The organism is Halalkalibacter flavus, assembly GCF_036663575.1.
GTDB classification, from domain to species: Bacteria; Bacillota; Bacilli; order Bacillales; family Bacillaceae_D; genus Halalkalibacter; species Halalkalibacter flavus.
Genome location: NZ_JAWRVK010000026.1, coordinates 1 through 12,105, shown reverse-complemented (window position 1 = coordinate 12,105; position 12,105 = coordinate 1). Strand labels below are relative to the sequence as shown.

12 protein-coding genes are annotated in these 12,105 nt (G+C 32.0%); 6 read left to right on the top strand and 6 right to left on the bottom strand.

The features are described from left to right. Positions 1-34 precede the first annotated feature (34 nt). The 3 genes from SAY88_RS16290 to SAY88_RS16280 all read left to right on the top strand — a co-directional run bounded on the left by SAY88_RS16290 (position 35) and on the right by SAY88_RS16280 (position 2,639). Positions 35-307, top strand: a complete 273-nt coding sequence (locus tag SAY88_RS16290; RefSeq protein WP_332633067.1) for a hypothetical protein — start codon at positions 35-37, stop codon at positions 305-307. Next, positions 304-903: a hypothetical protein gene (locus SAY88_RS16285; protein WP_332633065.1), complete on the top strand. Its 600-nt coding sequence runs from the start codon at positions 304-306 to the stop codon at positions 901-903. Before SAY88_RS16290 ends, SAY88_RS16285 begins: the two co-directional genes overlap by 4 nt. Positions 904-1,010: 107 nt before the next feature. Next, complete coding sequence (locus SAY88_RS16280) at positions 1,011-2,639, top strand: hypothetical protein (RefSeq protein WP_332633063.1); 1,629 nt, start codon at positions 1,011-1,013, stop codon at positions 2,637-2,639. Between the two features lie 379 nt (positions 2,640-3,018). Here SAY88_RS16280 and SAY88_RS16275 read toward each other — a convergent pair whose 3' ends face one another. Both SAY88_RS16275 and SAY88_RS16270 read right to left on the bottom strand, forming a co-directional pair. Further along, on the bottom strand, positions 3,019-3,438 hold the full coding sequence (locus tag SAY88_RS16275) for a hypothetical protein (protein ID WP_332633062.1): 420 nt from the start codon (positions 3,436-3,438) through the stop codon (positions 3,019-3,021). A gap of 191 nt (positions 3,439-3,629) precedes the next feature. Continuing rightward, entirely contained in the window at positions 3,630-4,031 is a 402-nt protein-coding gene (locus SAY88_RS16270; RefSeq protein WP_332633061.1) for an SRPBCC family protein, read from the bottom strand. 318 nt (positions 4,032-4,349) lie between these two features. Between SAY88_RS16270 and SAY88_RS16265 the strand changes: the two genes are divergently transcribed. Together SAY88_RS16265 and SAY88_RS16260 are read left to right on the top strand one after the other, a co-directional pair. Beyond that, a complete protein-coding gene (locus tag SAY88_RS16265) occupies positions 4,350-5,039 on the top strand; it encodes a protein kinase domain-containing protein (protein ID WP_332633060.1) in 690 nt (229 codons plus the stop codon). A gap of 157 nt (positions 5,040-5,196) precedes the next feature. Beyond that, positions 5,197-6,318, top strand: coding sequence for a glycosyltransferase family 61 protein (locus tag SAY88_RS16260; protein ID WP_332633059.1), 1,122 nt, complete (start codon positions 5,197-5,199; stop codon positions 6,316-6,318). Between the two features lie 458 nt (positions 6,319-6,776). On the opposite strand, the gene SAY88_RS16255 is transcribed toward SAY88_RS16260, so the two are convergent. From SAY88_RS16255 to SAY88_RS16240, 4 genes are all read right to left on the bottom strand, one after another. After that, entirely contained in the window at positions 6,777-7,157 is a 381-nt protein-coding gene (locus tag SAY88_RS16255; protein ID WP_332633058.1) for a peptidase M56 BlaR1, read from the bottom strand. A gap of 110 nt (positions 7,158-7,267) precedes the next feature. Beyond that, the gene (locus SAY88_RS16250; RefSeq protein WP_332633056.1) at positions 7,268-7,648 is read right to left on the bottom strand and encodes a DUF6262 family protein; all 381 of its coding nucleotides are present in this window, start codon (positions 7,646-7,648) and stop codon (positions 7,268-7,270) included. Next, entirely contained in the window at positions 7,641-9,767 is a 2,127-nt protein-coding gene (locus SAY88_RS16245; protein WP_332633054.1) for a tyrosine-type recombinase/integrase, read from the bottom strand. Before SAY88_RS16245 ends, SAY88_RS16250 begins: the two co-directional genes overlap by 8 nt. Positions 9,768-9,780: 13 nt before the next feature. After that, the gene (locus SAY88_RS16240) at positions 9,781-10,902 is read right to left on the bottom strand and encodes a tyrosine-type recombinase/integrase (RefSeq protein ID WP_332633052.1); all 1,122 of its coding nucleotides are present in this window, start codon (positions 10,900-10,902) and stop codon (positions 9,781-9,783) included. A 549-nt stretch (positions 10,903-11,451) separates the two neighbouring features. Between SAY88_RS16240 and SAY88_RS16235 the strand changes: the two genes are divergently transcribed. Further along, positions 11,452-11,985 (top strand): hypothetical protein, encoded by a 534-nt coding sequence (locus SAY88_RS16235; protein WP_332633050.1) that lies wholly within the window; start codon positions 11,452-11,454, stop codon positions 11,983-11,985. Positions 11,986-12,105 lie beyond the last annotated feature (120 nt).

Genomic DNA, 12,105 nt, shown 5'->3' with positions numbered 1-12,105 from the left:
AAATTATGTGATACAGAAAAGGGGGATGAACTTCGTGAGCTTAGCTGAAAAAATAGAACGTGAAAAGGCTTTGGTTGAAGCATGGAAAGAAACCAAACAACTGAACGAACTCATGAAAGATTATATTCGCGTTGCTATGGACAGAGAAACGGTTCATCATTTTGAAAAAAAGACTGAAATCAATACTATCCTAGAAGGGATTGAAGCGATAAAAACTAATCAAGAAAATATGAAAAAAGAGATAGAGAAACTTAATCAAAAGTTAGAAAATCTATCTCTCTACAATGAAGAAGGTGACTTTAAATGAAATTTAAAAAAGTGCACATTCTATTTATTGCCGTTTCTGTAGTTTTACTTATCTCCATCATTGCTTTATGGATTTTACCTTCTGGTACTACTGATGATGTAAACAAACAGCCATTAAGCAGTGATATAGAAGATCAGCCTATAATCAATGAAATAGAAGAGGAAGAGGAAGAACCGAATCAAAGTGGTGTTCCAGTTCTTAATCAATCCGAATTAAGCGAAATGGAAAATGCTATTGAAAGGTTTTTAACGGTTTGGTATACGGAAAAAGATCGGAATGTTATTGAAAATGAAGTGCGAAAGAATATGACAGATGAATTAAGTGAGCAGTTTTTTGGTACGGAACGCCCTTTCAATCCAATTGAAGCTGGAGGGGACGAACATGATTTGGTTGAATTTGAAAAGATTTTACGTTCTATTGATATTTATGTGAAAGAAGTAGACGGACATTATGCTGCACTTTATGAAGCTGATACAAGCTTTAGGATAGGTGAAAATACTTCGGATCAAAAAGCATTAGGGAGAGTAAAAGTATCAAAAGAAGATGGAAACTGGTTAATATCCGAATACGTAGAACTTGATGTGCTAGTCGAGTAGGAAAGAGTAAATTAGGAATTACTCTTTCCCCTATGTCTTTCCCACAATGATGTATTAACCTAGAAGTTATTTATATTGTACTTGATAAAGGAGTTGAAATCCATCCGATGAAAAATCAAGCAAATCGTTTCGGTGAAATAGAAGTTTCAAAGAATAATATCGTTTATTCAATGCCGGTCAATCGTTTTAAAACCGAAGATCGAGAAGCATTAGAACAGTTGTATAAACAAAAGCTGGAGAAGTTAGATTATAGTGAATCCTTTGCTTTTGCTAACTCGATCAGTGAATTGAGAGCACATTTTCTTTTTTCTTATGAACTTAAAGATTGCGTAAACTTTTTGAGCATACGAAAATTAAAATTCGAAGAAGTGATCCCTTTATTGAAAACGCTTGTTGAAATTGCAAAGATTTCAGAAGAAAAGCAGGTGAAAATCCTGTGGCATACAAATAATTTTTTCATCAATATGGGAGAAAAACAAATTCAAGCTCTTCTTTTTGAATTTGACGGTATGAAGATCTTTTCACAAAAAACGGCACTTGATGGTTTAAAGGAACTGATAATTTTATCCCTCACAACTCTAAATAATGTCATTGTTAAAAAGCCGTCCAAGGTTGATTTTATCGAAAAGAGAGATGAGACGTATCAATTTATAGAAGACATTCTTATTTCTAAAAATGTAGAAGAGATCGAAATGGTCATTGACAAAGCTTTAGTTTTGTTAGAAATTGCAGCCGATAAAGAATATGAGGAAAAGCAATCAAAAAAACAACAATCATTTTTGAATAAATGGGGATTAAAGAAAAGTTCACAGAAACCAGAAAACGTATCCTTATCAGATAAGTTAAAAAGAGAACTCTTGGAGGAAGGCCAAAAAGGAAACTCTAAAAAATTTAAAGAAAAGAAAACGTTTATAGACAAATTGACATCACCCACCGGAATAGCTGTCTTGATTCCCGTGATGATTGTGGTAATGACTACTTACTTTTTAACGGACGGTTTTACAAATTTCGGAAACGATCAAACAGTATTAGCAAAAGAACAAACCGAATCTAAAGTTAAAGAAATTTATATCAACTACATCAATGGAGATCGAGAAACAGCCTATGCCGAACTAGATAGCATCGGTTATGAGAATTTATCTAGGGAAGACCAAATAATGTTAATTCAGTGGTACATTGAACAAAGAAAGTATATTAAGGCAATTTCAACAGACAAAAATAGTGCGTATATCATAGGAGATTTGCTAGTTACAGCTGACAACAAAGGCGATCTAGAACAACTTGTGAATCAGGTAGAATCTAAAGTACTTACATTTGATTTAGCTGATGTAAATAATGATTATAGTGTGTTAATTGCTAACAAAGATTTAAGCGACTTTAATCAGAGAAGAGCTTATGCAATTGCTAAAGCTTTTTATTTAACAAACAACAAAGACGATCTTGAAACTTTTATCACCGATTTCCAAAAGAAATCAGATAGCAGCGATTCATTCGAAAAACAGATTGAAATATTACAAGATGCGCAATCAACGGTTTCTACTTATTATGAAAGTTTACAAGATATCGATAAGCTCATAGAAGAAAAGAAACAAGAAGTTCAGGCTCAAGAAACGAAAGTGAAAGACAAAAATAATAAGGAAGAAAAGAAGCAAGAACTTTTAAAAAGTAAACAAGATGAACTGAAAAAATTAGAAGAGCGTCGCAATGACATAATCAAACAGATCCAAGAATTGTAAAATACGAGATCAAGAGGAGAGAGAACAAATGAGTGTCAATAACCCACCACTTAGGTTCCTTACGTTATCAAGACCTAAATTGAAAAAAGATAAATAAATCAAAGGACATAACATATTTTACATGACTAATATGTTATGTCCTTTCTTGTTGCACTAACGCCACCCGTTAGCCATCCATGCAGCGCAAAATCGGCGCTGCACCACAGAGAATGAAAATGGTATAGAGTTGTCAATACTGATTATTAATCCAGTCAATGTAGTTTATAGATTTATGAATTTTGGCGCTCTCTGCTTTTTTTTAAAACGAATGAGCTGCGTCTTCTTTAGTATTGTCTTTTTCCTTGAGTTACTGAAGTTTATTTTCATGGTAGTTCAACAACTATTTCTTAATTACTAATAGTGTTTTTTCAAATATATTGATGTGGTTAATGTCAAAGTTATTTATGGTTATAGTTTGTTCAAATTCTTTATCTTCTAATTCATCGCCAAACCAACAAGTGTATAATTCGCAATAATCTCCTATTTTTAGGTGACCATCTAAAAATTCACATAATGCTTTGAAACTTTTATGTCCTTCTAAATGACCCTTTGGATAATCACTTTTGTAATATTCATTAAACCATATACTCCCAAATTCATTTGATGTTACTTCATAAACATACTTAGTTGAAAAGTTTTTCTTTACATCCTTTCTCATTTGTTCATCTGAAAAAAAATCTCCTATTAAAATTTTGTCATCACTATCATCATCACTAAAAGACAGAGTAAAATTACAACCAAGATAATTTACTATACTCATTTCACTTTCCCCCTTTATTCTTTAATCAACTTTCTTGTTAAGTTAGTAAAAAAACGTATCCGCTTATTCCAGATACGCCCCCTTTACTTTAAGTGTAATTTTTCACAATCATTCAAAACATGAAGTTTACTTTTCTTTTTACCTTTCTGAATAAAGACGATAATTAGAAAGTCTATTCCAATTAAAACGATTTACTTCTCCATCACATTTTTTAGGTTTTTTAAATCTCGTTCAACCAACTCCGCATCTTCTAAAAACTTCACATCAGACATACCAGAAACTTGGAATAGAGTAAAAATCACTTCACATCCAATGTTGTTTGGGAACACTCTCATTGGATTATAAATTTCTTGCCCTTGAGGAGTAATAATATAATGGTCAGCCACTCCAAATTTATTCTTTTCTACATACTTGATTTTCATTTCGCCTTCTGGAGTTTCTACAATCCATTCACCACTCTCAGACTTTTTGACTGAAAAAGAAAATGTTGTTGCCCATTCTGAAAGGTTTTTAGGATTTGTAATGTACTCATAAACATCTTTAGGTTGACACTTAATTGATATTCCCAAAGTTTTTGCAATCATAACTGACATTAAAAAATCTCTCCTTTACTCTTAGTATCCCATTTGATATTAGATTATATCTAAAGTCATTGTTACCCTAACCTGCCAGTGAATTCAATAAGCAAATGGCGATGCCTTATTCAAGCATCGCTCCCGTTTGTTCAATAAGAAAAACAACATTCCCTTTATTATAGGAATGCACCTTTAGTTACTTTAACAATGGTTTTCTAATTGATCCCCGGTTGTAGTACTCCTTTCTTAGTTATAAGCCATGTAGTATTTGTCTAGACCAAAGTTATCCTACATCATAATATACTCGTAGATAAAACTCTTTAAGGTGTTGATAAAATGGAGGAAACCAAATTAGGTCGCTATATAGTTGATTTAAATTGTAAAGGTAGAGGAACTCACGGAAAAGTATATTGGGGTTACAATATAATTAACAATAGGAAAGTTGCAATAAAAGAATTAAATAATATAAAAGAGGCTAAAAAAGAAGCTTTTATTATGAAAACGTATGGTAACTTTAAATATTTACCGTATTTTTATGACTTTTACACAAGAAGAGGAAAGGCTTACATTGTTATGGAATATATTGGAGGCGACATACTTGGAACTACTTTTTGGAAGTCAATCGGAAAAAAGAGACCTATCAAACTAAGTACTCAAATCACAATAAATATTTTGCATGCCCTAAACCAACTTCATAACAACGGATATGCCCATAGGGATTTAATACCTCAAAATGTAATGATTTACAATTTGCAACCAAAAACAGTTAAAGTTATTGATTTTACTTTAGCCAGGCCGCTAACCACTGCCTCATTACAAAACGACTTACGTAAAGCGGCACTTATGTGTCTGTATCTTATTAATGGAAAAGCGCCACTCAATAAGAATTCAGCATATGGAATTGGTCCCTTTGCGGTAAGTAATAGCAAATTAAAAGAACATTTAACGACAGCCCTGACTCCAACTAACATGAAGAACTTTAAATCCGCTAAAGAATTTATAGAAGTATTAAAGCCCTTTGCTTAGAATTCCGATGTTACGTTACTTTTTATTAGTATAGCAAATTGTTGTCATAAGTTTGAAAAACTGCTTAAGAAATTTTCCGAGTGTAATAAGTCTCATCAAGATTCATGAAAATGAAGATTTGAAACTATGGTTCTAAAACATGTTAAGAGGTGATTTAATGTCCTCCAAAAAACAAATAAAAAAATTGAAATTAATAGATTATCGTAATATTTGCAAAGTAAAAAATTTTAGTGATTATAAAGTAGGTTGTTTACCAGAAAATAATCTATATATTGTAAAAAAACCAGAAACATTAGCCTTAATTCCTCCTTTAAACCCATCATTAAAACAAAGGGTTCCTAAAAAATGTAGAACTAAAGAGTTTTATCTTGCAAGTATAAAACATGCGTTATGTATAAAAAATCAAATTATTTTGTATAACAATAGATTATTACCTGATAGCTTGAGACTTTATGGCTTACTATCTTCTCATAAATCACTTTATAATAATGGTGCATTTAATAACTTTAATTTAAATAAGAAAAAGGATAAAGTTATTTGGCAACCAGGAGATAGTATCTTTTTAAGTGGAGAATATTCCGAAGGATATGGACACTTCCTATTAGAGGTTGTTTCTAGATTGTGGATTACGGATTTTTTAGATATTAGTCAGTATAAATTTATTATGAATCCAAATGATAACCAACGTTGGCAACTTGACCTTTTAAAGGGACTAGGGATAAAAAAGAAACAAATAGTCTATTTACATCAACCGATCCAATGTGAAAGTCTGCATATTCCAGTTCAGTCATTTGTGTTAAAAAAATATACCTCTACCCTAGCCCACAAAACTTGGGAAAAAATAGGTGACTACTATGATAATGGAATTGGCCCTGAAAAAATTTATGTTTCAAGATCTAAATTAAAAAATAAGAGGCGACAATTAATAAATGAAGCAAAAGTTGAAGAGCTATTTTCTTCACATGGTTTCCGTATCATTCATCCCCAGGAATTGAGCTTGAGTCAACAAATAAATTTTTTTAGAAATGCAAAGGTTATCGCAGGACCTTCTGGATCTGCAATGTACAACTGTGTCTTTCAAAAGAGATCATCCAAAAAAATAATACTTGCATCTGATAAGTTTTTTAAATTAAATGACGTATTTATTAATACACCAACCAAAGGACAATTGAGTTACTTTAGGGGTAAGACTGTAGATAATAGACCAGGGGTTAGGGCTAATTGGTTTGTCGAGATAGCTAAGCTTAAGAAATATTTACAAAACTTTTTAGATAACTAATTTGTTAAACGATTTCCGTTTATCAAAAAAGACCCACCACTTACGCTTTTGCCCAACTTTAGCTTTCATCATTTCAAAGATTATAGTTACTAATGCTGCGAAAAGCCAGATTAAAACAAGTACAATAGCAATAATAGCCCAAATAATGACTTGTTTATTTTTTAAAATTATCTAATTCTCCCCCTTTAGGTTAACTTCTTCAACAAAACTGCCCCGTTACTTTAAGTACAATCCTTCACAATCTCTAATTATTTTAACATAAATATCCAATTTAATTACCAAGTGTTATTCAATTATCTGGCCCTTTAAATAAAGATAGAGCGCAATTCATTACTGCAGAATTGCGCCCGATAGTTGAAGATCGTTGTATATCAACTTATTTAAGAAAAGCCACCCGTTACTTTGAATAACACTTTCTTTACTATAAAAAAGAATGCTGTTCTATTATTGAACAGCATCTAACCACCGACAATAAACTTACCAATAATGGTCTCTCCGTCAACATCATACAACGGAATTTCTCTTGGTTTAGCTTCATTTGAAAGTCTAACTGCTTCTTCAGGTGTTTTAGGCTCTGGACCATCCAAATCTTCTTTTTTTACATATCCTATTGTACCGTCTACTCCGTAAGCTTTGATTAAATCAGGTTCATCTTCATAAGAAGGCGTATCCAATGCTGAACCATACGTCTGCCCTTTTTCATTTTGAGGGTAAGCGATTGCGTCTTTATGTTTAGAGTTATCATCTTGGTTGTCAGCTAAAGTATCACTGAAAAAAAAGTTCCCAATAACCATTCCTAAAATAAGAATACCGCTAACAAATAATATTCGTTTAAACAAATAATCACTCCCTCAACTTACCATATTTTACCTTATTTTAATAATAATCTAATTTTCATTGTTATACAACCCTGCCAGTTAGTTGAAGAAGGGGAGAACGTTGTTCTCCCTTATATCTTTTTATAAACATCTGCATAAGCTACTTTCAGTTGCTCTCTTAATTGCTTGTTTTCCTCTACTAATTTTTGATTTTTTCTTTTCAGAGATGCGATGAGGGCATCTTTGTTGTTTTCGTTCATTTCTCGCTTTACTTGTTTAGGGGTAGGTACTTGCGACTGTTGATTTCGTAATGCTTCAATTCTTGAACGAAAGTCCTTGTTGTTATAGAGTGTTGCTTTTGAAATATCAGCTTCATTGGATACACTATTAAAATTTATTTTTTCATTAGCTTTTATAAGCCTTTTAATGGCTTCATCTACTTTCTGATAAGTAATTGCTTTTCGTTTGGCATGGATCTCTTTCATATGAGCAGAACGGTCATATTCAGCCATTTTCAGCACCTAACTTTCTTTTCATCCGATCTTGCCTGCCAAAAATTATATTCCCTTCTTGAATAGTATTTAAGATGTTTTGATAGCGTAATAAGTTCTTTTCATTTTTCTCGGCAATATCTGATCGACCTCGTTGTTTTGCTACCTCAATAGCTTTTGTAGTCGTCATAATGTGAAGTTCGTATTTTTGCTTATCTAATTCTGAAAATCCTACCGCTAAATCCTTGCATGGTGTTTGATTATCACCACAAGTTAAACAAGGTGGAGCTTCCATATGAGGACAATTCCCGTTTAGGCGGGCGTGGCACGTTCCATAAGGGTTATCCATCGCATTCAGCTTATGGTCTTGCCATAATGTATCCAGTATTTCTACTGGAATATCTTCTCCTGCATTTATTTCTTGTACTTCACCGTTTAAGTCGAAACTAAAAACACCTTGCTTTATAACAGATTCAAACGCTTTTCTTTTCGTATCATCTAGTAACTTAGCGTACCGCAAGGTCATTTCAGGGGAAGCATGAGCCAACAGTTCTTGTACAGTTAATATATCAGCGCCACCGTTTAACATCTTTACTGCATATGTGTGTCTAAACTGATGCATTTTGAAATGAAACAATTTATCATTTTCATCAATAATGTTTTTTTGGAATGCAAACTCATTTAATTTTTGTGCAATCCACCTTTGTTCAAACGGTTTTCCTTTTCGTTGACCACTATAACGAACAAAAATGAACCCTTCAGGGTTATTATCTTGATTACTATGTTCTTTTGATTTTTCTATTAGAACCGCAAGAATATCTGCAATTTTTTCATCAATGGGAATACGATGACCTTTTACATAGGTTTTTTCAATATCCGTTTCTATCGAATATTGACCGTTTATTCGAACTAAACAATTTGTAGTTAAACCTAATACATCAGATATTCTAAGTCCTGTTTTAAAAGCAATCCAAACAACAGGGGTTACTTCTTTATGCAAATCATCAATTTGAGTAAAAAGTTGTTCTAGAACATGGTCTGGAATATAGTCAATTTGGTCAATCGATCTTTTTCTAACCTTTGGTTTATCTTCAGGGAAAATCAGTAGTCTTACATGAGTTTCGGGAGCTATTTCATATTCATACCGTTGAATATCTTCGAGAAATTTCTGTACCGTCGATAATGATTTTCTAACAAAATCTTCAGGATTAGAATTACGTTGTTTTAAATTATATTTAGTGTACTCGTGTAAATGTTCAATATACTTTTCTAAATGGGAACGCTTTAAAGCTTTGAAGTCTTGCCATGTTGGCTCTATCGAAAAAATAAATGAAAAGAATATTGATAGTTTATCAACGTATTTATTTGCAGTACCCACAGAGAATTTATTTTTACTAAGTAGTCTTTGCTTACAATACTTTTTCACCTGTTCCCGAATCTTTTCGTTTATCTTTGAGAAATCAAGAAAATAACCTGAAGCACTTTTATTATAATCAATCCCATACTTATCATGTAATCTACGAATATCCCATTTGTCTTTTTCCCATTCATCACGCTTATCTGTGAGATGTGAAAAAGCTGTATAAACTATTCTTAAAAACTCTGCTACTTTACTCTTTTTGATCGTATTTCTTCTATTCACCCATTTTAAAACTTCATGAGTATTTACTCCCTTTTGATTTAACCAAAATATATATTCTTTTTCTGCTTTATCAATATCTAATTCTAAAAGTGATGTTAGTTTGGGATATTTCTCATTTAAGAACTCAGTTAATCTTCTTAGTCCATCTTGACAATTATTAAATATAGTCCTAATCGACCAATACTCATTAAACAATCGAGAATAAAATATATACTTAATTTCTAAATTAACAGTAGGACTTTTTAGTTGAAAGTAAATGGTTTTTCTTCGGTTTTTTAATTTTTCATTATATGTCGTTATTATTTCCCTGAATTGTTTAATTTCCTCTATAAAGTTTGTGTTCCATTTATCGTTGACTAAGAAGTAGGGATGGTTTACTTGTTCAATTGTAACTGAACCATCTTCATGTACTATTTTTTCGCTATAAGTTGAAAGTTCTCTTTGTAATACTTCGTGAAAGGCTACTTCTTCTACCTGAACATTCTTGATTTGCTTCATCCAGAGACTCCTTTCAGTTATTTTTCTTTAGGTCAAATTCAGATTGTGCCTTTTGCCAATCTTCACGAATATCTTCATCCGAAGGATGCAGGTACAGATTCATTGTTGTTTGAATTTGAGAGTGACCTAATCGTTCTTGCACTTGTTTAATATCCTTTGTTTTCTGATAGTAGATTGTAGCGTGTGTATGGCGAAATAGGTGAGGGTGTAGGTTTATCCCTGTTTTCTTTTTTAAACGCTTAAATAGGGATTCTACATTCCAATATTCCATTGGTTTTCCCACATCTTTTCCTCTCAGTTTTACAAAAACAAAGTTTGTGTCCAATTCTAGTTCATCAAGGACTTCATACAAATAATCGTCATATAAATCCATTAAGGACTGTGATACATAAATTTCTCTTTCCCCAGTTTTCAACATCGCAGCGTTTTCTAATTCCCCACGATCTACTAAACGAATCCGATGCCCCTTTCCATGATCAAAAACAAAATCCTCCATGAAAAGAGCGAGAGCTTCTCCAATACGCAATCCCGTTTCAAATAACAGTTGAATTAAGAATCTATCTCGAATATTAGTAGTTGCTTCTAATACTTGCTGCACTTGTTCTTTTGTGAGTGTATCTACTTTTTTTCGTGGTTCTTTTAATTTCAGTATGTTTCTGATAGAGGGCTTGTCCTTATTTACATGATGTAAAAAACTTTTGTAACGTGAGTGTTCCCCTGTAAACGCTCGCTTCATCAGTTTTTCCATTATGTCATTTTGCACTTCTTCATTTCGATAAAGGTAGTCATAGAAATTTGCTATAACTGTAATTGTAAGGTTAATTGTTTTCTCCGTTCGTTTTGCTTTCTCTTGTTGAAGGGGAGTAACATTTGAACTCTGATAAGGACTTCTTAACCATCCCACAAACTCCACTAAATCTTCTAACCTAATAAACTTATAATCTTTGTTTGTTTGTTCTAAATAGGTAAAAAAATGCTTTAATGAATAGCAATATGTTTTTTGAGTATTAGGGCTTTTTCCTGTCTTATCTAAATACTTTATATATTTCATAACTGGCATTACAGGGAACCCATCTTGATTCAGTAATATGTATCTCTTGTTGTTATTCTCAATGAGAACTTCTTGTACCCTCATAGCACTTCACCTCTAAAAAATATTAACGCTCGGTCTAAAGACCTCACTACGCCTCCCGCTGTGGGCTATGTCCTCCACCAAATCAAACGTATGTTCCGTTGTATAATATACATATTATACAACATTAACAACATCTAATTAACAAATATAATATACAAAAGAAAAGAGGATATATGCTCATATATTGAACATGTTATCCTCTTATTAGTATAGTCTATTTAATGACGAACCTTGAAATGGTGGGTTATTTGTAGATTTGAAATAAAGTCACGATGTTTATAAAAAAGATACGAAGTTTTTAAAGTCGCGCCGTTTATAAAAAAGTTTGATTAAAAATCTTTAAATATTGCAGGATTTTTTCTTGTTCCACGAACGGGCCAGATTGTTGAGGAACGTTTTTAGCAAAATTGGATATTTATGATAAAATATTGTGAAGGTTTTCACTTAAACTAACTGGCAGTTTAGTGGAAGAATGATTAAAAAATTAACAAATGAAAAAGATACATTTTAATCTTATAACCGTAGGAAAAAGTAGGAGGGGGACAAATTATGAAATTCAAATTTTTAATTATTTGTTTAATTTTATTAACCGCATGTTCTGGAACGAATTATGATAATGAAGATGTGATTGCTGTTTTAAAAGGCGAAGAAATAAAAGCAAAAGATATTCTTTCCCAGTATTCATTAGAAGATAAAAACATAGAAATTTACATAAAAGAAGAAATTATTATTCTTGAAGCTAAAAGCAAGGGTATTGCAGTATCAGAACAGGAAATACAGGAAAATAAAAAAATGTTATTTCCTGGAGCTGACACAGGTGAAATTCTTAAAATAATCCCAGATAAGGATAAAGAATTTTATGAGAAACAAGCCGCAGTTTTAGGTATTTCGCCAGAGGAATATTTTGATATTTGGAATGATGCATATCATTCAAGGGACGCTTATATCCAAAAATACATTGTTCAAAAATTTGGCGAACCTACATCTGTTGAAGATGGAGAGTTATTGAGTGAAGACATAGATGACCATATTAACAAGTTACTTTCTTCTTATAAAGAGAACGGTGAATTAATTCTAAACTAATGTAATAATTTCTTGTTCAGCTAAAGGGCAGTTTACTTGAAGAAGTAAAATAGCCAATGGGGGATTATATGTATAAAGCAAATTTAAAAAAGTATTTAAACAGATTTCTTATTTTGTTAA

Coding starts and splice junctions, on each gene's coding strand:
- SAY88_RS16285 (WP_332633065.1), top strand. CDS start 304: ATGAAATTTAAAAAAGTGCACATTCTATTTATTGCCGTTTCTGTAGTT.
- SAY88_RS16280 (WP_332633063.1), top strand. CDS start 1,011: ATGAAAAATCAAGCAAATCGTTTCGGTGAAATAGAAGTTTCAAAGAAT.
- SAY88_RS16275 (WP_332633062.1), bottom strand. CDS start 3,438: ATGAGTATAGTAAATTATCTTGGTTGTAATTTTACTCTGTCTTTTAGT.
- SAY88_RS16270 (WP_332633061.1), bottom strand. CDS start 4,031: ATGTCAGTTATGATTGCAAAAACTTTGGGAATATCAATTAAGTGTCAA.
- SAY88_RS16265 (WP_332633060.1), top strand. CDS start 4,350: ATGGAGGAAACCAAATTAGGTCGCTATATAGTTGATTTAAATTGTAAA.
- SAY88_RS16260 (WP_332633059.1), top strand. CDS start 5,197: ATGTCCTCCAAAAAACAAATAAAAAAATTGAAATTAATAGATTATCGT.
- SAY88_RS16250 (WP_332633056.1), bottom strand. CDS start 7,648: ATGGCTGAATATGACCGTTCTGCTCATATGAAAGAGATCCATGCCAAA.
- SAY88_RS16245 (WP_332633054.1), bottom strand. CDS start 9,767: ATGAAGCAAATCAAGAATGTTCAGGTAGAAGAAGTAGCCTTTCACGAA.
- SAY88_RS16240 (WP_332633052.1), bottom strand. CDS start 10,902: ATGAGGGTACAAGAAGTTCTCATTGAGAATAACAACAAGAGATACATA.
- SAY88_RS16235 (WP_332633050.1), top strand. CDS start 11,452: ATGAAATTCAAATTTTTAATTATTTGTTTAATTTTATTAACCGCATGT.